General features: G+C 70.1%; 20 protein-coding genes and 1 tRNA gene. 13 read left to right on the plus strand and 8 right to left on the minus strand.

Features of this window, described 5'->3' with window-relative positions; translation table 11 throughout:
- Positions 1–675 precede the first annotated feature (675 nt).
- From ACWELJ_RS12145 to ACWELJ_RS12180, 8 genes are all read left to right on the plus strand, one after another.
- Positions 676–1,506 carry a hypothetical protein gene (locus ACWELJ_RS12145; protein ID WP_452366201.1) on the plus strand — a complete coding sequence of 277 codons (831 nt, stop codon included), beginning with the start codon at positions 676–678 and terminating at the stop codon, positions 1,504–1,506.
- A 3-nt stretch (positions 1,507–1,509) separates the two neighbouring features.
- A complete protein-coding gene (locus tag ACWELJ_RS12150) occupies positions 1,510–2,388 on the plus strand; it encodes a MinD/ParA family ATP-binding protein (protein ID WP_452366202.1) in 879 nt (292 codons plus the stop codon).
- 416 nt (positions 2,389–2,804) lie between these two features.
- A complete protein-coding gene (locus ACWELJ_RS12155; RefSeq protein WP_452366203.1) occupies positions 2,805–3,578 on the plus strand; it encodes a hypothetical protein in 774 nt (257 codons plus the stop codon).
- Between the two features lie 17 nt (positions 3,579–3,595).
- On the plus strand, positions 3,596–5,263 hold the full coding sequence (locus ACWELJ_RS12160; RefSeq protein ID WP_452366204.1) for a cutinase family protein: 1,668 nt from the start codon (positions 3,596–3,598) through the stop codon (positions 5,261–5,263).
- Entirely contained in the window at positions 5,260–6,459 is a 1,200-nt protein-coding gene (locus tag ACWELJ_RS12165; protein ID WP_452366205.1) for a hypothetical protein, read from the plus strand. The genes ACWELJ_RS12160 and ACWELJ_RS12165 overlap by 4 nt, the downstream gene beginning before the upstream one ends.
- Positions 6,460–6,596: 137 nt before the next feature.
- A tRNA-Gly gene (locus tag ACWELJ_RS12170) sits at positions 6,597–6,669 on the plus strand.
- A gap of 93 nt (positions 6,670–6,762) precedes the next feature.
- On the plus strand, positions 6,763–7,068 hold the full coding sequence (locus ACWELJ_RS12175) for a hypothetical protein (RefSeq protein ID WP_357094104.1): 306 nt from the start codon (positions 6,763–6,765) through the stop codon (positions 7,066–7,068).
- 82 nt (positions 7,069–7,150) lie between these two features.
- Positions 7,151–8,440, plus strand: coding sequence for a hypothetical protein (locus tag ACWELJ_RS12180; protein WP_452366206.1), 1,290 nt, complete (start codon positions 7,151–7,153; stop codon positions 8,438–8,440).
- Positions 8,441–8,448: 8 nt separating this feature from the next.
- On the opposite strand, the gene rox is transcribed toward ACWELJ_RS12180, so the two are convergent.
- The gene (rox, locus tag ACWELJ_RS12185) at positions 8,449–9,876 is read right to left on the minus strand and encodes a rifampin monooxygenase (protein WP_452366207.1); all 1,428 of its coding nucleotides are present in this window, start codon (positions 9,874–9,876) and stop codon (positions 8,449–8,451) included.
- A 128-nt stretch (positions 9,877–10,004) separates the two neighbouring features.
- Positions 10,005–10,961 carry a hypothetical protein gene (locus ACWELJ_RS12190; protein ID WP_452366208.1) on the minus strand — a complete coding sequence of 319 codons (957 nt, stop codon included), beginning with the start codon at positions 10,959–10,961 and terminating at the stop codon, positions 10,005–10,007.
- Positions 10,962–11,286: 325 nt separating this feature from the next.
- Between ACWELJ_RS12190 and ACWELJ_RS12195 the strand changes: the two genes are divergently transcribed.
- Positions 11,287–12,519: an MFS transporter gene (locus ACWELJ_RS12195; RefSeq protein WP_452366209.1), complete on the plus strand. Its 1,233-nt coding sequence runs from the start codon at positions 11,287–11,289 to the stop codon at positions 12,517–12,519.
- Positions 12,520–12,527: 8 nt separating this feature from the next.
- Entirely contained in the window at positions 12,528–13,064 is a 537-nt protein-coding gene (locus tag ACWELJ_RS12200) for a GNAT family N-acetyltransferase (protein WP_452366210.1), read from the plus strand.
- On the opposite strand, the gene ACWELJ_RS12205 is transcribed toward ACWELJ_RS12200, so the two are convergent.
- The 3 genes from ACWELJ_RS12205 to zapE all read right to left on the minus strand — a co-directional run bounded on the left by ACWELJ_RS12205 (position 13,045) and on the right by zapE (position 17,051).
- Positions 13,045–14,769: a TlrC/CarA/OleB/SrmB family ABC-F type ribosomal protection protein gene (locus ACWELJ_RS12205; protein WP_452366211.1), complete on the minus strand. Its 1,725-nt coding sequence runs from the start codon at positions 14,767–14,769 to the stop codon at positions 13,045–13,047. The genes ACWELJ_RS12200 and ACWELJ_RS12205 overlap by 20 nt on opposite strands.
- A gap of 308 nt (positions 14,770–15,077) precedes the next feature.
- Positions 15,078–15,881, minus strand: a complete 804-nt coding sequence (locus ACWELJ_RS12210) for a tyrosine-protein phosphatase (protein ID WP_452366212.1) — start codon at positions 15,879–15,881, stop codon at positions 15,078–15,080.
- Positions 15,882–16,028: 147 nt separating this feature from the next.
- Positions 16,029–17,051: a cell division protein ZapE gene (gene zapE / locus ACWELJ_RS12215; protein ID WP_452366213.1), complete on the minus strand. Its 1,023-nt coding sequence runs from the start codon at positions 17,049–17,051 to the stop codon at positions 16,029–16,031.
- A gap of 209 nt (positions 17,052–17,260) precedes the next feature.
- Here zapE and ACWELJ_RS12220 point away from each other — a divergent pair, with 209 nt between their 5' ends.
- The 3 genes from ACWELJ_RS12220 to msrB all read left to right on the plus strand — a co-directional run bounded on the left by ACWELJ_RS12220 (position 17,261) and on the right by msrB (position 20,706).
- Positions 17,261–18,823, plus strand: a complete 1,563-nt coding sequence (locus ACWELJ_RS12220; protein WP_452366214.1) for an alpha/beta hydrolase — start codon at positions 17,261–17,263, stop codon at positions 18,821–18,823.
- A gap of 133 nt (positions 18,824–18,956) precedes the next feature.
- Complete coding sequence (locus ACWELJ_RS12225) at positions 18,957–20,243, plus strand: glycosyltransferase family 87 protein (protein WP_452366215.1); 1,287 nt, start codon at positions 18,957–18,959, stop codon at positions 20,241–20,243.
- 10 nt (positions 20,244–20,253) lie between these two features.
- Entirely contained in the window at positions 20,254–20,706 is a 453-nt protein-coding gene (msrB, locus tag ACWELJ_RS12230; protein WP_452366216.1) for a peptide-methionine (R)-S-oxide reductase MsrB, read from the plus strand.
- Between the two features lie 2 nt (positions 20,707–20,708).
- Here msrB and ACWELJ_RS12235 read toward each other — a convergent pair whose 3' ends face one another.
- The 3 genes from ACWELJ_RS12235 to ACWELJ_RS12245 all read right to left on the minus strand — a co-directional run bounded on the left by ACWELJ_RS12235 (position 20,709) and on the right by ACWELJ_RS12245 (position 23,581).
- Positions 20,709–21,692 (minus strand): acyl-ACP desaturase, encoded by a 984-nt coding sequence (locus ACWELJ_RS12235; protein WP_452366217.1) that lies wholly within the window; start codon positions 21,690–21,692, stop codon positions 20,709–20,711.
- A gap of 483 nt (positions 21,693–22,175) precedes the next feature.
- Positions 22,176–22,871, minus strand: a complete 696-nt coding sequence (hemQ, locus tag ACWELJ_RS12240) for a hydrogen peroxide-dependent heme synthase (protein ID WP_452366218.1) — start codon at positions 22,869–22,871, stop codon at positions 22,176–22,178.
- 59 nt (positions 22,872–22,930) lie between these two features.
- The gene (locus tag ACWELJ_RS12245; RefSeq protein ID WP_452366219.1) at positions 22,931–23,581 is read right to left on the minus strand and encodes a TetR/AcrR family transcriptional regulator C-terminal domain-containing protein; all 651 of its coding nucleotides are present in this window, start codon (positions 23,579–23,581) and stop codon (positions 22,931–22,933) included.
- Positions 23,582–23,585: the final 4 nt, after the last annotated feature.

Raw genomic sequence — 23,585 nt, forward strand, 5'->3', positions numbered from 1 at the left:
GTCGGTGCTGAAGGAGATGTTCGCCGAGCACCCGGAATTGAAGCAGTAGACCGGGCGAACCACCGCGAACCCGGCCCGGCCCGGCCCGACAGCGACTTCCTGCGACTCGAACCCCCACCGAACCTCGCCGCACGCGAGACCAACCAGTCGCGACCCGAAGCCCCACCGAACCTCGCCGCACGCGAGACCAACCAGTCACAACCTGAAGCCCCACCCAATCTCGCCGCACGCGAGACCAACCAGTCACAACCCAAAACCCCACCCAATCTCGCCCCACGCGAGACCAACCAGTCACAACCCAAAACCCCACCGAACCTCGCCCCACACGAGACCAACCAGTCGCGACCCGAAGCCCCACCGAACCTCGCCCCACACGAGACCAACCAGTCGCGAGCTGAACCCACGGCTGAGCGGTCGGGAGCGGGATCGGCTGGGATTCACCGATCGCAGGCCGGGATCGGCTACGGGGTGGACTCTGGGGCGGTTGAGGCCGAATCCGGCGCACACCGGGCAGAGTCCGGCGCGCGCCGGGCAGAATCCGTTGGACACCAGGCCGAAGGTGCGGTCACGAGGCGGGTGCCCAAGCCTGGGGCTTCACGGCATCGACGCGAAGCGAGTTCGTTCGCGGAGCAGGAGCAGGAGCTGGGGACCGAGCCCGCGGTCAGTGGGGATTCGGTGGTTGGTGAGGGGATCGGGCGGCGGCCGGTGATGCCGGAGATCGTGCCGGGCGGGGTGGCGCCGGAGGCCCGGACGCAGCCGGTGGAGGTGGCGGGGTGGGCCTCGTGGCTGGCCGAAGGGGCCGTCGCCGAACCGGTTTCGGCGGGGCGGGATTCGGCGTGGGATGACGAGTGGCGGGCCGTGGCGGAGCTGCGGGCCGAGGATCCGATGGCGGCGCTCGTCGACGAGGCGCGGCGGCGGGCGGTGCAGACGCAACGGCGGATGCGGATCCGGACTCGCGCCCTGGCGATTGCCGGGGTTTCGCTGGCCCTCCTGATCGTGGCGGGCATCGCGTGGCTGGTGTCCTCGGCCGGGGATTCGAATGAGCCGCAGGCCGTTCCGGCGAGTACCGCGGGGAGTACCCCCGGCGGTGCGGCGGCGACGAGTGCGGCGGGCGGGAATCAGCCGGGGCTGGCCGTGTGGTGCCGGGAGACGGAGACGCCGCAGCGGGTGAGCGGGGCCGGGGCCGGAAACCTCAACAGCGGGCCCGGAGTGATCATGCGGCTCGAATACGCCTGGTACGTGCTGCGGGACGCGGCGGCGGTGCGGTCGGTGCTCAGCGCCGATGCCCGTGTCGCGCCGGAACAGGCCACCCGCGACGCGATCTCGGCGACACCCACCGGAACCCAACACTGCGTGACCATCACCGAGGCCGACGCCGACCGGTGGAACGTCACCGTCGACGAGAAGCATCCCGACGGCACCCAGACCTCGTGGCAGCAGGTCATCACCACCGCCACCCGCGACGGGCGCACCACCATCACCTCCATCATCGCCGGAAGCCGGTGAGCCATGGTCGATATCGACGACCGGCTCCGGCCACCGGCCGGCCACGGCGGCGACGGGGATCCGCCCGAGCACGACCTGATGCGGCCCGGACCCGCCGGGTCGCCCACCGACGCGGTACCGCTGCACGGCGGGCGGGGACGACTGCTGCGGGCCGCCGTGCCCGCGGCTCTGGTGCTGGGCGGATCCGGGGCGTCGGGCGCCAGTACCACCGCGCTCGGATTGGCCGCCGCGGCAGCGGTGGACAGTGACGGCGACGTCTGGCCGGTCGTCGTCGACGCCACGCTCGGCGGCGGGGACGTGGCATTGCGGGGCTGCGATACCGCCGCGCCCGTGAGCTCGTTGCAAAATTGGCTCGGCACCAGCGATCCGGGGTCGGCGGCCAGCGTCGGGGCTTGCTCGGGGCAGACCTCCACCGGTGTGCGGGTGCTGGCGCGGACACCGGATCCGTTGCCGCGCAGGGAATCCCTGACCTCGGTGGCCAGATATCTCGAAACCGCCGGACTGCTGGGTATTTTCGACGCGGGCGCACCCGTCACCAGCCGGTTGGCCGCTCCCCTGCTGTCGGATCCCCGCGTCGGGCTGGTGATCACGGTGGCCGCCCGGCCCGACGCCATCAACCGCTTACAGCCCGCGCTGACCTGGCTGGACGAGAACTTCAGCGAATTCGTCGTCGGCGACGCCGTCATCGTGCTCACCGAGCAGGTGCCCGGCTCCGCCGCCACCGTCATCGACCACGTCCGCACCCATCTGGGCTCCTGGGTGCGCGCCGTCGTCCAGATCCCCTTCGACCTGCACCTCGCCACCGGCGGCCCCATCTCCTGGCACCGGCTCACCGCCGAAACCCGCGACGCCTACCTCACCCTGCTGGGAGCGTTGCGATGACCAGCACCCGACTCCCGGACCCGCCGACGCCCCGGCCGACCGCCGCATGGCAGCCACGCGGCGCCGGAGCCTGGCGCACGGGCACCGCGCCCCCGGCCGACCCCAGCCCCGCGCAAACCCCGTCCGGCACAAGCCAACCGGCCGCGAACAGCCCAGACGGGCAGCCCCCGAGCGACGCGATCCCATCACCCACGAGCGCACCACGAACAACCCCGGGCAACGAGGACCCACCGGGCCCGAGCCGCACCACTCCTGCTCCGGGCGGCACGACCCCAACAGTTCCCGACGGCACCACCCCAACAGTTCCCGACGGCACCACCCCAACAGTTCCCGGCGACACCACCCCAACAGTTCCCGACGGCACCACCCCAACAGTTCCGAGTGGCATGAACGGAACCGCACCAAGCGACGCGAGCATGCCCGTTCCCAACCGCGTAAGCCTGACAATCCCGGGCGGCGCGAACCCGCCGGAACCGGACGACGGACAGCACCATGCGCAGGGCGACGCCGGTGAGCGATCACGCGGCCGCGACATGCTTTTCGAGGCCGTCGACCCGACACCCCCGCCGGCGGCCGTGCCCCCGGTCGCGATGTGGCATCGCGCCGTGCCGAACCGGCCGCCCCGGCCGCCGCTGCTGTGGCTGGTCGGTGTGCACGGCGGGGCGGGGGTCAGCAGTCTCGCGGCCAGTCTGCGCTGGGCCGGGGATGCCGGGCAGCGGTGGCCCGCGCGGATCGGGGCGGGGGCGGATATGGATTCGCCGCTCGTGGTGCTGGTCGGGCGGAGTCACCTGCGCGGGGTGAACGCGCTGCACCGGGCGCTGCTGGCGCATCAGGCGCGGGCCACGCCCGCCGGGAGCGTGGTCGTCGGGGTGCTGACGGTGGCGGATTCGGCTCGGCCGCTGCCGGTTCCGGTCGCGCGACGGCGCGAGGAGATGGAAGGACTGGCCATCGAGCTGGGCGCCCGCACCTGGCGACTCGGATGGCTCGAACCCTGGCGGGCGCTGGAACCCTACGAGATGGCGGCCTGGGATCCCGCCGCCGGGGTCTCGCCGATGGAGGAAGGCGATCCCACCCGCACTCCCCCGCAACCGGTTCGGCTTCTGGCCGAGCAGATCCTCACCGCGGCACGCATAGCCGGGACCCGGATCACCGAACGCGCGCAACACGGCGCGGAACCAGTCGGCCCATAACCTGAACGAGGTGCGTCGTGCATCGAAAATCGCTGTCCACCCGATGGTTCCGGAGCGCGGCGCTGCTCACCGCCGCCGTCTGCGTGGTGGGGACCGCGGCCGCCGGGCCCGGCGTGTTCGACCTCGCCGTGGCCCGCGGCGGCCCGCCCGACACCACCGTGCCCATCGACAAATGCCCGGCCCTGTACGCGCTGGGCATCCAGGGCACCGGCGAATCCTCCCCCGACGCCGCCGTCACCACCGACACCGGGATGCTGTCGGAAGTGTTCCGGCCCATGCTGGCCGACGCCGGCGACGGACTCGCCGACCGCGCCTATGTGCCCTACGAGGCGTCCTTCGGCGGCGTGGTCGCCGTCTCCAAGACCACCTACAGCCAGTCGGTGACCGGCGGCCTGGAACGCCTGCGGTCCATGGCGAAACAGATCACCGACCGGTGCCCGAACACGCGGCTCGCCATCGCCGGATACTCGCAGGGCGCGCACGTGGCCTCGGTCTTCGCGCAGGAGGTCGGGGCGGGCAAGGGAACCGTGCCCGCCGAGAAGGTCGCGGCCGTCGCGCTGTTCGGCGACCCCAACCGCAATGCCAACGCACCGCTGTTCCCCGGCAAACCGGATCAGAAACTGCCCACCGCCGCGCCCGGAACCGACGGGAAAACGGTTGCTGGGCTGGGTGATCCGCCCGCCACCAAGACCGCCTCCGGCGCGGGCATCGCACCCGACTCCGGCACCCTGGAGAACTTCGGGTCACTGGTCGGGCGAGTCGCGGAATTCTGCACCGAAGGCGACCTGGCCTGCGACACCCCCGTCGGCGCGCCACTGGTGCGGACCGTCGCCAACATTGCCGGGCAGGTGGAGCTTTCGGCCGGCGACCCGATCGGATCGCTGAAGTCGATCGCGGAGGCGCTGGCGTTCACCTCCATCAAGACCGCCACCTCCGTGGTGAACAAGGACCTGTCGGGAACCTCCCTCACCGACCTGTCCTATCAGCCGCAGAAATCCATCTCCCAGCGCATCGCCGACGCCTCCAACCCCAACACCCAGGTCGACATCCCGGGCGCGTTCCAAGCGCTGCTCAAGGTCGGCACCATCGCCATCAACTCCATCGTGGCGGTGGTGAAAGACATTCTCACACCGGGCAATATCGCCGAGATCGCCACCGCCGGACTCGCCAATCCGATCGCCGGACTGGCCGTGTTCGGGACCAAACTGGTCGGGGCCGCCGCCAACCTGGTGCCGCCCACCACCATCAGCAGGCTCACCACGCAGGCGTTCTCCGCCGTCACCCAGAACGTGACCGACAACAAGGATCTGCTCGACATCACCACCTGGGTGCGATACTGGGACACCGCGCAGAAGCACGACTACACCCACGCCCAGGGCGCGGGATTCGGGGCCAGCCCCACCGACTGGGTCGGACGATGGTTCGCGGCCGTCGCACACGACCTGTCCGGGACCGCCACACCCGGAGCCGCCCCGAGCGGCGGCAGCGACAAGCCCAGCGTGGGAATGGATTTCGCGGGCACCACCACCGCGACCACCACCGTCGCGCCCGGCGGGCAGTTCCCGCTCGGCGGGGGCACCACCACGCCGTCGAGCGGTCCGGCCACCAGCCTGCCCGCGCTCACCACCACGCCGAGCAGTGGGGCTCCGCTGATTCCCGACCTCATCCCGCAGGCGACGCCATGAGCACCACCGAATCAGGGTCGCGGACAACAGGTCCGGGCGCCGAACCACCCACACCCGCGACCGAGGGCGCGTACACCGGCAGCTGGGCGGACTGGATCACCGGCGCGAGCGGGCCGCCACGCGACGAGCACGCGGTGGCGCGCGGGCACGACGTCCACAACGCGTATGACGACTACGACACCTACGACGACGAACTCGACGACGGATACGACGAGTACTACGACGACGAGGCCGCCGACTACGTGGCCACGGAGTACGAGGCGCGGCACCGGGCCGACCACAGCTCGACCGACAACCGAACAGCCACGCACCCGACACCGTCATCGCGCGAGGCGTCCGCACACCACACACCGTTATCGCATGGGGAGTCGGCACTCCCCACGCCGTCATCCCGTGCGGCCGCCGCGCACCGCACCCGGACCGCCCACGATTCCCCGCGCGCCCAAGCGGTGTACGACTCCCTGCGTGATCGGGCGTCGAGCGACTTCACTCCGCCCCGCGAGCGCGCAGGCTCGGAGTGGGGGTTCCCGGAGGAACGCCGACCGCTGAAGCGGCCGCCACGCCCGACCCGATCGGGGCCGCGGTTCCGGTTCCCCGCGACCGGTGAACGCGGGTGGGCGGTCCCGGTGCTGGGCGTGCTGGCCGCGATCGTGGTGACGGCGGCGATCGTCGTGCAGATCGCCAAGGTCGGTGAGGGCGACGACCATCGTGCGAAGGCCGCGGCCACCACGCCGGCGGCGGCGCCGGTCGCCAGTGCTCCCGCCACGACCGCCGCCACCGATCAGCCCGCGTCCGGGCTGCCCGCCAACCTGTGTCCCAACGAGACCAAGGGCGGCACCGTGCGCGGCAACGGACCGGGCAGTACACGGTCCGGGCCGGAAGCGATCCTCGCACTGCAGAACCGGTATTACGTCGACCGATCCGGTAAAGCCGTGCGCGAGATGTACGCCCCCGACGCGCCGGCGCCCACCATCGAGCAGATCCAGGCGGGCATCGACTCCATACCGGTCGGCACCACCTACTGCGTGCAGATCATGCCCGGCCCCTTCGACGGCCAGCACGTCATGGTCGTCACCGAACAACATCCCGACGCCACCAAACGCACCTGGGCGCCGCAGCTGGTCATCACCACGCAGTTCGGCGGCGCGACCCTCATCTCCTCGCTGGTCCCGATGAACGAGGACACCCCGAAATAGCCGGTCGGGCCCGGTTCGGCAGGTGCGGTGGCACCCGGGGCAGCTCGGGGTTTGCCAGGCGTTTTGGAAATGGCGCGCGGGTGGGCTAATGTTCTCTCTCGCAGCCGGACGGGCGGAGACGCCGGAACGGAAGCGATGCGGATGTAGCGCAGCTGGTAGCGCATCACCTTGCCAAGGTGAGGGTCGCGAGTTCGAATCTCGTCATCCGCTCAACACGACAACGAAAGTTGTTCTTGCGCACTAGATCTGGCGCACATTCCCGGGCATGTCGGCTCGAATTCGCGGTACCTTTGCAGGGTGACCATGTTGCTCAGCGCCTTCCACGACACTGTGCTCTCCCAGTATGACCTCGTGTCTGCCCCACTCGCCCAGCTCGGTAACCCGACCCCGGAAACCCCGCCGGTCGCGGACAAACTCATGAAGCTGGTTCGCTACTTCACCTGGTTCGTGCTGCTGTCGGGCGTCATGGCCATCACCTACGCCGGCGGCCGGTTCGCCTGGGAGAAGTGGTCGGGCAGCGGGCTCGCCTCGCCGAAGATGGTGGCCGGCGCGATGATCGGCGGCATCGTCGCCACCAGCGCGGGCACCATCATGAACGCCGTCCTCTGACCCTCCCGCGCGTACCACGCCGACTGTCGGTGGCCCCGGCTACGCTCGTCGAACAGACTGGCGAACACGGGTAGGGGCCGCCTTGACGACGAGCGACACACGCACCGCGCGCACCCCGCTGCGCGACGACCCGGCAGACGGGGTCGACTTCGGGCTGGAGCACGTCCACGAAGTCCTGGCGGGCCTCGCCGCCGAGGTGGCGGCCGACCGGCCCCGCGATGCCGAACTCATCACCTGCCGACTCGGACTCGACGGTGAGAGCCCCGAAACGCTGACGCTGCTCGGCGCACGCTTCGGGGTCTCCCGCGACCGGGCCCGCCAGCTCTACACCCGCGCGGTCGGCGCCATGCTGCGCCAGACCCTCGCCACCGGCCGGCCCGACCTGTCGGTATTCGCCCAGCGCTACCCCGTCGGCCACGGCGACGAACGCCTCGTGCGCGCCCTGCTCGCCGAAACCTATGCCACCGACGGCGATATCGCCGCCCAGGACTGGGCCTACCTCAAACTCCGCCTCGCCGGCCACGACCTCCAGGACGCGAAACGCCTGGCGGGCTTCGTCTTCCAGCGCATCGCGGGCTGGCAACAGAAGGGCCGCTGGCACCTGCTGCCCGTACCGGGGCAGGACTGGGCAGGCAGAGCGATCCACGCACCCGGCACCGCAGGCGATCTCGCGATGACCGCAGCCGCACGACAGGTCCCCGCCGCTGCCCAGCCCGATACGACAGCCGATGCGGGAGACGACGTCTGGGCTCCATGGTCGCGCCGCGTCGAATGGCCCGAAGGCGGGAGCCCCGAGCCGCTGCCCACCCTCCCGGCGGGCCGCCTGGACTACGACGACGACAGTCGCGGCCACATGTTCGCCGAAAAGCTCGGCCGCGAAGTGACTTTCGACACCGCGTTGCAGGCTCGTCTGCTCCGCCTGCTCGACACCAGTCCACATGTCGAGACCTTCCGTGAACTCCCCGTCGCCGTCACCTACGACCTCGACGGCAGCGAGCGCGTCCATTACCCCACGGCGGCGGCCACCTTCACCGACGGCCGCACCGTCCTCATCGACGTCTCCCCCCTCGCTCACACGGCCCTGCACCCCCAGCGCACCAGAGCCGCCGCCGCCCGGGACGCCGCGTTCACCCGCGGCTGGGGCTGGCTCACCTGGACCGGCAGCCGCCACGGCCTCCCAGAGCTGTTGTCCCGCAAGGTGGATGTCCACCACGAGTCCACCCTGATGAGCCGCCTCTCCCAAGGCCCCCTCACCTGGCCCGGCCTCGACACCTTCCGCGCCGACACCGGCTTCACCCTCCTGGACCTGGCCGCCCTGGTCCACCGCCACGACTGGCACTGGCACCGAGGCCCCTTCCGCCTCACCCGCTGACCGCGAGATCAGGGAGTGGGGGCGCCGAACCAGCGGGGCAGGACTGTTCGGAGGTCCTCCTGGTCCGCGCCCGCCCAGGCGATGTGGCCGTCGGGGCGCAGGAGGAGGGCGGGGGCGGGGAGTTCGTCGCTGCGGTCGACCACGTGGTCGACCCGGTCGGACCAGCCCTCGATCGAGAGGGTGCCGGTTTGGTCGAGGAGGAGGCCGCGGGCCTGGTGCATGTGCTCGTAGAGGCGGCTGTTCTTCAAGGGGATGTCGCGTTGGCGTCGGCCGATCAGGTCGTCGGCGGAGCCCAGGTCGTAGCGGATATTGAGGGCGGTGACCTTTTCGATGAGGTAGCGGTGGACGTCGGAGAATTCCATGAGTTCGGTGAGAATGCGGCGGATGGCTTGCTGGCCCGGCTCGAGGGAGGTCAGTTCGCTGGAGGCGCGGGCGGTGGTGAGGACGTCGGCGGCTACTGGGCGGCGTTCGGATTCGTAGGTGTCGAGGAGATCGGCCGGGGCCCAGCCGGTGACGGCGGCGGCCAATTTCCAGCCGAGGTTCACCGCGTCCTGCACGCCCAGGTTCAGGCCCTGGCCGCCGTTCGGGGGGTGGATGTGGGCGGCGTCGCCGGCCAGGAAGACGCGGTCCACCCGGTAGCGGTCGGCGAGGCGGGTGGCGTCGCCGAAACGGGACAGCCAGCGCGGGGAGTGGGCGCCGAAGTCGGTGCCCGCCAAGGCGCGAACCTGGCGCTTGAGGTCGTCGAGCGTGGGCGGGGCATCGCTGTCCTCGGTGATGCCGTCGGCGGGTGCGCCCAGGCGGTAGACGCCGTCGCCGAGCGGGACCGCGCCGAAGCGGCGGTGGGTCTTGTGGACCTCCATGACCGTCGCCATCACCTCGTCCTGCGGGGCGGTCAATTCGACCTCGCCCAGCAGGGTTTCGAAACGGGCCGGCTCACCCGGGAAATCGACGCCCAGCAGTTTGCGGATGGTGGAGCGGCCGCCGTCAGAGCCGACCAGGTAGCGCGAGCGCGAGACGGAACCATCGGCCAGTTCGGCCGTCACGCCCGTGGCGTCCTGGCTCAGCCCGGTCACCCGCGCGCCGTAGCGGATCTCCGCGCCGAGCTCGACCGCCCACTCGGCCAGCAGGCGATCGGTGATCGGCTGCGGCAAGCCGAGCACGAACGGGAACGTGCTGTCCAGGTGCAGCGGCTTCGACGGGACGATCCCGGCGAAGAAGGCGCTCGGGTCGTGCTGCTTGCCCAGCGCCACGAACCGATCCGCCACCCCGCGCTGATCCAGCACCTCCAGACTGCGCGCGTGCATCCCCATCGCCCGCACCACCTGGGTCGGCTCCGGGTCGCGTTCGAGCACGACCACCCCGACCCCGTGCAGCCGCAGCTCCGCGGCGAGCATCAACCCCGTCGGCCCGGCCCCGACAATGATCACATCGACCATGAACGCCCTCCTGATTTCCGCAGGTCATCGCCTTACGGTCGACGATTCTGCGGCATACCCGGGGCCTTGCCGCAAGCCCCCCACTGCGATATACGTTGAAGGGGGAGGGAAATTCGCGCGCGGTCGCCTTACTTCAGGACGAGTCCCGCCGCGATGAAGGTCACGATCACCATCACCGCGAACCAGGTGATCAGCTGCCAGTGCATGATCGCCGACTTCTGGGCCGCGACCGTCAGACGCAAGGTGGCGTCCACGCGATTGTGGTCGGCGATGCGGCGGCGGGTCTCGGCCAGGTCGTCGGACTGCTGCTGAGCCGCGACCTCGGCGCGCTCCAGGCGGTGGGTCAGGCGCAGCAGCTGTTTGGTCTTGTCGCGGGTGGCCTTGCGGGCCAGGGCCAGCGCGGTGCGCTGATTCATGAGTTCCTGACGCTGGCGTGCGATGACCGCGGCCTGCGTGCGGGTGTGGCGCTCCCAGTCGGTCACTGTCGCCCATCCTCCCGTGTGTTCGTCGCGGCAGCCGAACGCTATCTCCGCGGCCACCCAGCCCGTCACGAATTCGGCCAGTTCGCACGAGGATTGGCGCGCCGACACTACACCGCCCGGACCGGAGACCAGCAACCCGCCGGTGACCCGATACTCGCGGCCCGCGGCGGCGAAATCGTCGAGACCCAGCGCGGGCAGCTGCGCGGTCCAGAACCCGGGCGGGCAGATCCAGAGCACTTCACCGCAGCCGCCGGCCCGCAGCTCCGCGGTGACGATCCGGGCGCGCGTCAATTCCGGTGGCGCACTGGACACCTCGATGGCGCAGGTGCGCTCACCCTTGCGCCACAACACATTCACGGTATGCGCGCCGACCACCGCGCCCAAGCGCACATCCTCGGCTCCGGCGGCGAGCAGCTGCCCGCGCAACCAGAACTCCAGCCGTCGGACATCCCGGCGGCAGTCCGCGCAGCCGGGTTCCCGGCACCGCTCCCCCGCCGTATGGCCCTTGCCCGACGCGCGCGGCGAATCCGCCACCGCCGCCGTGCGATTCGCGCGCGGAACCGGGTCGGCGAGAGCCACCGACCGGTCGCGAGGACCATCCACTCGCCTCATGCTCACAAGATCACCCCAGCCACCACACTCACCGCAGGGGCCGCTCCCGCCTCATCGGAAACCACCAGCCCTAGCCGTCACTTCCAGAGTGCCGCAGCGCAGGCACCCACCGGCAGGAAAGCGACCAGATTCGTTACCCAACCGGGAGCCGCGTGTGATCAAGCACGGCGCGGTTCGTAATCGTTGTCCGCGATGCCGAGATCGATCTTGACGCCGGGGACCTGTTCGTGCTCGAGCCGGCGCCGAACCGTCTGTCCGCGATGCCCCCGGCGATGTCCGGGATGCCCGCTCGTGCCGCCGCCGCTACTCTTTCGAAATGCTCCCGCCGCAGTCCCCGAACCCGCAGCTCAGCGCGCTACACCCGACACTGAGGGCGGCGCGCGCCGCCAACTCGGTGGCGTTCGCGCTGCAGGGGTTCTTCCTGGCCGTCATCCTCACCGAACTTCCGCAGCAGAAGGACAAATTCGGGCTCACCGACGGGCTGATCGTCGCCTCGGTCGCCATGATCTCGCTGCTCGCCGGCGCGGGCAGCATCACCGCCGAGCGGCTGGCGCTGCGCTGGTCGAGCCGGACCGCGCTGCGCATCGGGCTGGCCCTGATCGCGGTGTCCGGCGTAGCCATCGCGGTATCGCCGAACAAGATCGCGCTGTTCGCGGCGCTCGCGGTGTACGGCGTCGCGCTGGGCATCGTGGACGCCGGCACGAACATGCAGGCGGTGTTCATCCAGCACGGCTACGGCCGATTCGTGCTGGTCTCGTTCTACGCGGCCTGGAGCGCGGGATCGATCGCGGGCGCGCTGCTGGTGTCGGCGTTCGAGGCGCTCGACGTGCCGCTGACGGTGTCCATCCTGATCGCCGCCGCGGTGGTGCTGGCCGGGTGCCTGGCCGCGGGGCCGCACCTGCTGGGCACCGACGAGGCCGAAGCCGGTCCGGCCGAACAGGACACGGCCAGTGCGGTGCCGGTGCGCATCTTCTGGATCTTCGGCGCGGTGATCGCGCTCGCCTTCGCCATCGATCTCGCGGTCGGCAACTGGTCGGCGCTGTATCTGAAGGACGAACTGCTGTCGTCCTCCGCGACCGCCGCGCTCGCACTGGCGGCCTACCAGGGCGCTTCCCTGGTCGGCCGGCTCACCGGCGACCTGTGGGTGCGCCGCTTCGGCCCGCGCACCGTGGTGCGGACCGCCGCCGCGGTCGGGTCGGTCGGCCTGGTGATCGTGGTGTCCGCGCCCGGACCGGTGGTGGCGATCCTCGGATTCCTGGTCGCCGGAATCGGATTGCCCGTCATCGCGCCGTTGTGCTTCAGCGAAGCCGGACAGCTCACCAGTGGCCGCGATCTCGACGCGCTCATCGCGCGGCTCAACCTGTTCAACTACGCGGGCACCCTGGTCGGCGGCGCGGTGGTGGGCGTGCTCGCCGACGCGGTGAACATGCGGGCCGGATTCGCGATTCCGCTCGCCTTCGCGGTGCTGCTGATCGGGTTCGCGCGCGTCTTCCACCCGCGCGCCACCACCGCCCCCTCGCCCACCGAACCCGCGGCCGAGCCTGCTTGACTGGAACCATGAGCGACGCCGTAGCCATCGAACCGGCGGTCACCGACGATGCCGAGGAGCTGGCCGCGGTGGCCGCGGTGACCTTCCCGCTGGCCTGCCCGCCCGGATCCACGCCGGAGGACATGGCGGCGTTCATCGCGGACGTGCTGTCCGCGGACCGGTTTCGCGACTACCTCACCGATCCGCGGCGGCGGGTGCTCAAAGCGGTGCTCGATGGCGAGATCGTCGGCTACGCACTGCTCAACACCATGCCGCCCGCCGACCCCGACGTGGCCGCCGTGGTCACCCAGCGCCCGGTGACCGAGGTCAGCAAGATGTACGTGCTGCCCGGACAGCACGGCAACGGGGTGTCCGCGGCCCTGATGCGCGCCGCCTTGCGGGCGGCGCGCACCGGCGGCGACCACGCCGTCTGGCTGGGCGTGAACCAGGAAAACGTGCGCGCCCAGCGCTTCTACGGCAAGCACGGCTTCACCGTCGCCGGAACCAAGACCTTCACCGTCGGCAGCCAGCTGCACCACGACTACGTCATGCTGCACCGGTTCTGACACCCGAGCTCAGCTCGAGGCGACGGCCCCGGAACCGCTGCCGCATGCGGCGGTCGTGGGTGACCAGGACCACCGCGCCGGTGTAGCCGTCCAGGGCCTGCTCCAGATCCTCGACCAGGCTCGGGGACAGGTGGTTGGTCGGCTCGTCCAGCAGGAGCAGATCCACCGGATCGGTGACCAGACGCGCCAATTCGACGCGGCGACGCTGACCATAGGACAGCTCGCCCAGCCGCAGCTCCAGATCCGCCGGGCGGAACAGGCCCAGCGCCAGCAGCGCGTCGGCATGCTCGTCCGGATAGCCGGGGCGGCCGGAGGCGAACGCCTCCAGCACCGTTCGATCCGCCGGACCCGACGTCTCCTCCTGCCGCAGATGCCCGACCCGGCCGCGGACCGTGATCACGCCCGAGTCGGCGGCCAGCTCACCGGCCAGCAGCCGCAGCAGCGTGGTCTTGCCCGCGCCATTGGGCCCGGTCACCAGCAGCCGATCCGCCGCACCGATCCGCAACCCGCCCAAACACAGACGCCCCTGCACCACAACCGAACTCACCTCGGCGACCGGCGGCAGCGCCGCGCCGGACGGCACCCCGCCACCCAGCAGCTTCGCAGAGCCGAGCGACCGCGCCGACTCCTGCGACTGCGGCGCGGCGGACGCACCCAGGAGGGCGAGGTCGGCGGTGAAGCGGAGCGGATCCGGAGGTGGGGCAAGGGGATTCGCGGTCAGGCGGGTCACCCTTTCCTTGGCGTTGCGGATGCGGGACTGGGCGCCGTGGCTGCGGCTGCGTGGGCGGTAGGGCCCCGCGGCGAAGGACGGCAGCGCGAGCTTGCGCGGAATCGCGCTCAGGCGCTCCGCGTTCGACTCGATCAGGCGGCGGCCGCGGGACAGTTCGGCGCGCCAGCGGTCGTATTCCTGTTGCCGGCGGTGGCGTTCGGCGGCCTTGGCGGTGAGGTAACCGGAGTAGCCGTTGCCATGACGGGTGACCGCGCCCGCGTCCACCTCGAGCACGATCTTGGTGATGCGCTCGAGGAAGACCCGGTCGTGGGTCACCGCGACCACCGTGCCGGAATGCTCCCGCAGGTGACGTTCCAGCCATTCGACCGCGCTGTCGTCGAGATCGTTGGCGGGCTCGTCGAGCAGCAGCAGTTCCGGCGACGAGGCCAGGGTGGCCGCCAGTGCCAGCCGCCGCCGCTGACCACCGGACAGGGTGCCCAGCAGGCGATTTCGGTCCAGGTCCGGCAGGCCGAGGCCGTGCAGGGCGGCGTCCACCCGGGCGTCGACGGTATAGCCGCCGCGCGCCTCGTAACGCGCCACCAGGTCGGTGTACGCGTCGAGCCGCCGGCCGAGCGGGCCCGGGGCGACGAGATCGGCTTCAGCGCGGCGCATTCGGGACTCCAGGTCCCGGAAATCGCTGAGCGCCAGGTCGATCGCGTCGGCGACGGTGGCGGTGGGCGGCAGCTCCAGGGCTTGTGCCAGGTAGCCGATACCGCCCCCGGCCCGCACGACGACGTCACCGTTGTCGGGCAGGGCGCGACCGGCCATGAGCCGCAACAGCGTCGACTTCCCGGCGCCGTTGTCGCCGACGATGCCGACCTTCTCACCGGGCCGGATGGACAGGCTCACCTCGTCGAGCACCACGCGATCGGCGTAGCGCTTGGTGACGCCGGAGAGGGTCAGCTGGGATACCGCGGAGGGTTGGAGGGTGAGCACAGGGTCTCCTGTTCTGGCTCGCGCACGAGCCGGATCGATGGGGAACCCACGCGGGAATCGGCCGCCGACAGGCGAATACGAGCCGCTGACCAGCGGAGACGCGTGGGGAGGGAGTCGCGGCGGAGCAAGGGCTCAACGCGGCGACGCGATCACAAGAAAAGGAAACCGAAACCCATGAGGAGTGGAACGGTATCGGGGACGCGGCGGGGTCGTCAACCGCTTTGATGTGGATCACACACGGCGAGCGCCGGGCGGGATCACCCGCCCGGCGCTCGACCGTACTGTTCCGGTAGTTGTGAAACGCCTTGTCAGGCCAGCAGTTTCGCCTTCAGCGCGGCGATGTCCGCGTCGGTCAGCTTCAGCCCGTCACGCACGTAGCCGTCGAAGCTGCCGTAGCTCTCGGCCGCCTGGTCGAAGGCCGAGTCCAGCGCCGAGGCGGTCACGCCGTTGAGCATGTCGCCGTCCTTGGCGCCGCGGTAGTAGTTCGACAGCAGGTAGTCGTAGTAGACCGTGTCCTTGTCCACGCCCAGCAGGGTGAGCAGCACCGCCGAGGTCCAGCCGGTGCGGTCCTTGCCCGCGGTGCAGTGGAACAGCACGCCGCCCGGGTTGTAGGCGATGTCGCGCAGCACGTTCGCGAAACCCTCGTTCGCGCCGGGCGCGGTGATGAACGCGCGGTACAGGTCGGTGCCCGCGGACAGGGTCGAGGCCATCACCTGCGGCGGAGCCTGGCCGATGATGTCGTCGTGGTGCTCGGTGGCCCCGGCGGGCACCTTGTCCTGACCCATCAGCTGCTCGTAGCTCGTGCGCAGGTCGTGGACGGAGACCACACCGGCGGCGGCGAGCTTGGCCAGATCGGCGTCGGTGGCCTTGCTCAGCTCGCCGGTGCGGAACACCAGACCGGTGCGCACGCTGTGGCCGTCGGCGGTGCGGTAGCCGCCGGCGTCGCGGGCATTGAGCACACCGGTCAGGCCGAGGGCGCGGCCGTCGGTGTTGACCAGCACGCTGCCGGTGGCGGCCGGCGGGTCGGCGGCGTAGACGGTCGCCACCGAACCGAGGCTGGCGGACAGGGCGATGGTGACCGCCGCGGCGGCCTGAACAGCACGTTTACGCAAGGTGGTGCTCCCTTCCGGGGCCGAAAACCGTATTCGACCCGGTTTTGGCTGACCACCGGAATCTATTACCCACGCAAACTATGAAAGCCACCGGGGTGCGCGACGCCCGGGATCTCCCCTGGAAACCCCGGGCCCGCCGAAAGCCGATCAGGCGTGCGCCGGAGCCTCGAAACGCGACAGCGCCAGCAGGCGCGAGATCGCGCGCAGGTACTTCTTGCGGTAGCCGCCGTCGAGCATCTCCTGGGTGAAGATCTCGTCCAGCTTCGCGCCCGACACCGTCACCGGGATGCCGGCGTCGTAGAGCCGGTCGGCCAGCACCACGATGCGCAGCGCCACAGCCTGATCGGTGACCGGGTGCACGCCCGAGATGAACACCGCCGACACGCCGTCGATCAGCGCGCCGTAACGCGACGGGTGCAGGGTGCTCAGGTGCTTCAGCAGCTCGTCGTAGTCGTCGAGCGTGGAATCCGGTGTGGCCGCGGCCCGTTCGACCAGCAGCTCCTGCGAGGTCGGCTCCGGGGCGGGCGGCAGATCGCGGTGCCGGTAGTCGGGGCCGTCCACGCGGATCGGCTCGAACAGCGAACCCAGCTTCTTGATCTCGCGCAGGAAGTCCTGCGCGGCGAAACGGCCCTCGCCCAGCTGACCCGGCAGGGTGTTGGAGGTCGCCACCACCGACACGCCGCGCGCGGTCAGCTCGGTCAGCAGCCGCGAGACCAGCATGGTGTCGCCCGGATCGTCGAGCTCGAACTCGTCGATGCACAGCACGCTGTTGGCCGACAGGCGCTCGACGGCGTTGTTGAAGCCCAGCGCGCCAACCAGATTGGTGAGCTCACCGAAGGTGCCGAACGACTTCGGGCTCGGCACGCTGTGGAAGATCGAGGCCAGCAGGTGGGTCTTGCCCACACCGAAGCCGCCGTCGAGATACAGGCCGATGCCCTGCACCGGCTTCTTCTTGCCGAACAGGCTCTTCTTGTCCGCGGCCTTGCGCAGCTTGGTGACCTGATCGGCGAACAGTTCGGCCTTCAGCACGGCCGCGGCCTGCGAAGGCTCCTTCGGATCCGGGATGTAGGAACCGAAGCTCACCTCGTCGAAGGTGGGCGGCGGAACCATCTGGGCCACGAGCTGGTCGGCCGGAACCTCCGGGTGGCTGTCGACGAGGCGTTTCTGCACTGCGTCAGCGTAGATCCGGTCCCGCGCGGGGCTTTACGCAGCATGGGCCGAATGCGATTCAGCTCACAGAACCCATCCGGACCCGAAGCCGGATCGCATGCCGCGCCCGACCCGGATCGTATGCCGTGCCCGACTCCGATCGCGTCCGATGCCCAACGCGCCCGCACCCGAGGCTGAAACCGCGTGCCCGACCTGGCAGGCTGTAGCGCATGCGCTGGACTCGGGCCGCTCTGCTGGCGTCGACACTGACGGTATTGGTGACCACCGCCTGCGGGGCCGGGCCGTCCAACCGGCCCGCCGTCGCCGTGGAACACCCGCACCAGGGCGGGGTCGCGCCGAGTCAGGCACCGGTCGAGGAAGTCCCGCCCGCGCCCGAGGTGCCCAAGGCCGAACTGGCCTGGAAGGACTGCACCGCACCGACGTTCAACCTGCTCTCGCTCGGCGCGCCGCCGCAGGGCCTGGTGCTCGAATGCGCCGAGTACACCGCGCAGATCGATATCGCGGGCAATGTGTCGGGCATCTTCAAGAACGCGGCGATGCGCGCCCGCTACGACCGGACGCCCAAGGATGTGGCGCCGCTGGTGCTCACCTCCGGATCCGACCGGTCCTCCACCTCCACCCTGGCCGGACTCGCGGCCGGGCCCGCCAGCGCGCTGCTGGCCGCGCGGCCCATCATCGCGGTGGACCGGCGCGGCATCGGCAGTTCGGTGCCGGTCAGCTGCATGACCGACCCGCAGCGCCGGGTGCTGGCCGACCAGGCCCAATTCACGCGCGGCACAACCGATCCCGTGGACGCCATGGCCACCGCCGGACGCGAGGCCACCGTGGCCTGCCTGGACTTCCTGGCCCCGGGCCAGGGCCTCTACGACGCGCCGCACGCCGCCGACGACATCGAACAGCTGCGCAAGCAGTTGCAGGTGGACCACCTCGCGCTGATGGGCACCGGCACCGGCGCGAACGTGGCGCTGAACTACGCGCGCAAGTACGGACCGCACCTGGGCCGCCTGATCCTCGACTCGCCGCAGGCCGTCGGGCTCGACGCCAACGGACGCGCCGAGCAGAAGGTGAAGGGCCAGGAGGCCGCGCTCACCGCGTACGCGCAGCGTTGCGCGTCCCTGAACTGCTCGCTCGGCGCCGATCCGCGCGCGACGGTCGTCGACCTCACCAACCGGGCCGCCGCGGGCCAGCTGCCCGATCTGTCCGCCTCGGCGTTCGTGACCGCCCTGAGCGGCTTCCTCGGTGACTCCCGCGCCCTGGGCAACCAGCAGATCACCGAATTCGCCGACGCCCTCACCGCGCTCGGCAAGGGCGACCGCGGCCCGATCACCCCGTTCGTGCTGCGCGCCACCGCCGCGATCGCCACCGACGGCCAATTCGTCAACCGCTGCACCGACAACCACGAGCCCTCCACCCCGGGCAAGGCCAAGGAGCTCGAAACCGCCTGGGCCACCCACTATCCGGTGTTCGGCAAGGTCGCGGCCATCGACCTGATGGCCTGCTCGGCCTGGCCCGCCGCCACCCCCATGGCGCTGCCCGACAAGCTCACCCTCCCGGTCCTGGTCCTGGGCGGCAACGCCGACCCGGTCACCGGCCAGGACGGCCGCCCCACCGTCACCGGCGCCCTCGGCACCGCCGGAGCCCGCACCGCCACCGTCGTCTGGCAGGGCTGGGGTCACCCGACCTTCGCCCACTCCGGCTGCGCCCAGCAGTCCCTCGCCGACTACCTGAAGGACGGAAAGCTCCCCGCCGACGGCACCGCCTGCCCGGCCTAGCGCGCGGTAGCGCGTCGTATGCCAATGTGACTGCTGATTTCGCTGTGCCCTGGTTGGCTTCCCGGGGCGGGTGGTGGCGGGACTAGGCGGGTCGGCACATGTGTGACGGGGGGATTCGGTGTACCGTGCCCGAGTGTTCCTTCGCCAGCTCGAGCCCCGCACCGCTCGCACCACATCCGAAGTACTGAACTTCGCCCTGTGGCCGTTCGCGATACTCACGGTGCTGAACCGAGTGTTCATCAAGGCTGTGAACGGGTTCATCACCGACGACTTCCGTCCGGTGTACAACGCCTCGCTGGCGTTCCTCAACCATCACGCCGTCTACGGCGAGAACTACGACACCACCGACCCCCACTACCTGTACCCGCCGAGCGGGACGCTGCTGATCTCGCCGCTGGCCATCCTGGACCCGGAGAAGTCGCGGTGGGGGTTCATCCTGGTCAACGCGATCGCCATCCTGCTGGCCTGGTACCTGCTGCTCAAGCTGTTCGACTACTCGCTGAAGTCGGTGGCGGCGCCCGCGCTGCTGCTGGGCATGTTCGCCTCGGAGACGGTGACCAACACGCTGGTGTTCACCAACATCAACGGCTGCCTGTTCCTGTCGATGATGGTGTTCATCCACCTGATCCTGAAACGCCAGGACCTGTGGGCGGGTGTGGCGCTCGGTCTGGCGATCGCGGTCAAGGGGCCGCTGCTGGCGCCGCTGCTGCTGATCGCGCTGGTGCGCGGGCAGTGGAAGGTGTTCATCACCGCGCTCGGAATCCCGGTGGCGCTCAACCTGATCGCGTGGCCGCTGATCACGGACTTCGACCAGTTCTGGTCGCACACGCTGCCGTACCTGACCGAGTCGCGCGACTACTTCAACAGCGCGATCGTCGGCAACGGCGCCTACTACGGCGTCGCCGACTGGCTCATCTGGGTCATCCGGATCGCCATGGCCGTCATCGTGGCGCTGACCCTGTGGCTGCTGTACCGCTACTACCGCGAGGACGAGGTGTTCTTCGTGTGCACCTCGGCGGGCATCATGATCACCGCGACGCTGCTGCTCGGCTCGCTGGGCCAGATGTACTACTCCATGTACCTGTTCCCGCTGCTGATGACGGTGGTGCGCCCCAACTCGGTGATGCGCAACTGGCCCGCCTGGGTCGCGGTGTTCGGGTTCATGTCCTACGACAAGTGGCTCTCGGACCGCTGGCAGCACCCCGGCCGCGTGGTCGAGTACCTGCGCACCACCTTCGGCTGGGGCCTGCTGCTCATCGTCGCGTTCTGTGTCCTGGGCGACCGCTACCTGGCCGCCAAGCGCGAAGGACGGCTGCGGGTCGGCAAATCCCTGGACCCGGCCTGGATGCACCCGGAGTGGACCGCCACCGAGCCGGAACCGGCCATCGCGCCGCGAACCAAGGCGGGCGCGGCGTACTAGCGTGGAGCCCATGAGTTCCGACGCAGAACCCACCCCGGCCGCCCCGCCGGTCCCGCGCATCCAGCTCACCCCGCAGGAATGGCGCGCCAAGCTGACCCCGGACGAATACCGCGTCCTGCGCGAAGCGGGCACCGAACGGGCGTTCACGGGCGAATACACCGACACCGAGACCGAGGGCGTCTACTCCTGCCGGGCCTGCGGGGCCGAATTGTTCCGCAGCAGCGAGAAATTCCATTCGCACTGCGGCTGGCCGTCGTTCTTCGACCCGGCCGGGTCGGACGCGGTGGTGCTGGTGGAGGACAACTCCCTAGGCATGCGACGCGTCGAGGTGTTGTGCGCCAACTGCCACAGTCACCTGGGGCATGTGTTCGAGGGCGAGGGTTACCCCACGCCCACGGACAAGCGCTACTGCATCAACTCGATCTCACTGCGGCTGCAGCCCGCGCCGGACTCCACCAGCTGAGCTCACCGCGACGCGGCGAGCCCGCTCTCGGCCTTGGCCGAGCCGTTCTCGGCCTTGGCCGCTTCCCGCGCCAGGATGCGGGCCCGCTGCTCCTCGAACCGGATGACGTCCTTCTCGAGGTTCTCCATGTACAGGCCCAATTCCTCGCGGGCCTTCTCGCCGCGCGCGGTGAAATCGTCGCGCTCGAAGATCTTCCAGACCTTCAGCACCGGCCACAGCACCTCGTCGAGATGCTGCCGTAAATCGTAGATGCCGTGCTTGACCATCAGGACGCCGTTGCGACGCCAGTTCGGCATGCCGTGGCCGGGCATGGCGAAGTTCATCACCACCGAATTGATGCATTCGATGGCCTGATCCGGGGCGAGGTCGATCGCGGCGCCGGCGACATTGCGGTAGAAGATCATGTGCAGGTTCTCGTCCGCGGCGATCCGGGCGAGCAGGCGGTCGCAGACCGGGTCGTCGCACACGCGGCCGGTGCTGCGGTGGCTGACGCGGGTGGCGAGTTCCTGGAAGGTGACATAGGCGACCTGGTCCATCACCCCGCCGAAGCCCTCCGGCGCGTGCACGCCGCGGGTCATGTGCACCATCCGGTCGTGCTCGAGCGCCACCGGATCCACGGCACGGGTCACGACCAGGTAGTCGCGCATGGCGATGCCGTGGCGGTTCTCCTCGGCGGTCCAGCGGCCCACCCAGGTACCCCACGCGCCGTCCATCGAGAAATTCTCGGCGATGGTGCGGTGGTAGGACGGAAGATTGTCCTCGGTGAGCAGATTGGTGATCATCGCGACCTTGGCGACCTCCGAGAGCCTGGATTGCCCGGGCTCCCAATCGGTTCCGCCCATCGCGGCGAAGTTGTGGCCCTCGTCCCACGGAATGTAATCGTGCGGATTCCACTCCTTGGCGATGGCCAGGTGCCGATCGATATTCTGGCCGACGACCGGTTCCAATTCGGTCAGCAGCTCGAGTTGCGTCAATTCTTTCGCCATGCAAAGCCCTCCGATGTCGGTAGAGACAAACTTGCAGACCAATCGATCGCGCTCACAGTAGTCTGTCGGGCTCCGACGCCGATCGCGGTGTCGGCGAGTCCCGTCGGAATTCGATAGCGGACGCGTCCGCTATATCCGAGTTGTACACGTATATCGGATCTTTCCCACCCGGCGTCGCCGCGGATGAGTCCACCCCTACAGGCTAACGACCGGCAACTGGCAGATGCGGCTTCTCGCGCCCGGCCAGTCGCGGTGAGATCGGAATGCGGAGAGCACATGTTCGGGGGCGAGGGACATCCCGCGCCCGCAAACAAGCGCTACCGCGTCGACCCGACGCGCTCGGGGCCACACCCCTCGGGCGGCGCAGGCGGATCGGGTCGCGGAAACACTATGGGGTGCGGCGCTGTCGCGCATGCCCCGAATTCTGCGGGCAGGCAGCGGGTTACCGCGCGGCGACGGCCGCCGCGGCAACCCGCCGACGCGTCAGGGCAGCGCGTTGATCAGCTGCTCGAGCTCCACGCGCGGACCGGTGAAGAACGGAATCTCCTCGCGCACATGCCGGCGCGCCTCGGTGGCGCGCAGATCGCGCATCAGGTCCACGATGCGGTGCAGTTCCGGGGCCTCGAAGGCGAGGATCCACTCGTAGTCGCCCAGGGCGAACGACGCGACGGTGTTGGCGCGCACATCCGGGTAGTCGCGGGCGGCCTTGCCGTGGTCGGCGAGCATCTTGCGACGCTCCTCGTCGGGCAGCAGGTACCAGTCGTAGGAGCGCACGAACGGGTACACGCAGATGTAGTTGCCCGCCTCCTCGCCCGCCAGGAACGCCGGGATGTGGGACTTGTTGAACTCGGCCGGGCGGTGCAGCGCGGCCTGGCTCCACACCGGGTTGGAGATCTGGCCCAGCTCGGTGACGCGGCGGAAATCGGCGTAGGCGGCCTGCAGATCCTCGATCTGCTCCGCGTGCCACCAGATCATGAAGTCGGCGTCCGCGCGCAGACCGGCGACGTCGTAGATGCCGCGCACGACCACGCCGCGCTCCTCGAGCGACTCGAAGAACGCGGTGGCTTCCTTGATCGCCGCGGTGCGGTTCTCACCGAGCTCGCCGGGCTCCACCTGGAACACCGAGAACATGAGGTAGCGGATGGTGTCGTTGAGGGCCTTGTAGTCGAGTCGCGCCATGGCCCCCATCGTGCCACTGCGCCCGCGAGCGCCCGGAATCGGGCAGGACGGACCGCGGTTCAGCGGGCGGTGGCCGCCCAGGAGGCGATGATGCGGCGCAGGCCGTCGTGGAAGACGGCGTCGCCGGTGAGCAATTCGGTGACGGTGTCCAGATGGGTTGCCATGACCGGGAATTCGTCGGGATCCAGGGCGGCCAGACGGGCCCGGGTGGCGAGCTGGGCGGGTTTGCGGTCGCGGGACTCGACCAGGCTCGCGCAGCCCAGGGTGTAGAGGTAGCACTCGCGATAGGCGTAGAACGACTGCTCCGGGGTCAGGCCGAGCGAAAGATTGTCGGCCAGTTGCGGTTCGGTGAGCCGAGCGAGGATGCGGCGGCCCACCCACGGGCGCGGGCCACGCAGCATGACCAGGCCCGGGTAGGCGGTGAGCAGGTCGTACCAGGCCGAGAAACGCCGTTCGGTGGACTGCGCCCAGTCGCCGGAGCCGGGCGGGACCTCGGGCAGGTCCAGCGCCAGGACGTCCGCCACGAGTTCGACCAGGCCGTTGAAATCGCCGCCGCCACGGCGCACCACGGTGGTGTGCGAGACCCGCAGATGCGCGGCGACGGTACGGAAACTCAGCTCGCCCGCGCCGCGTGATTCGATGATCTCCAACCCCGCGCGGGCGATCGCCTCGGGGGTCGCCTCGGCGAGCGACTGGGAGTTCCTGGGCATGTGT

The sequence above is a fragment of the Nocardia sp. NPDC004582 genome, from assembly GCF_053602115.1.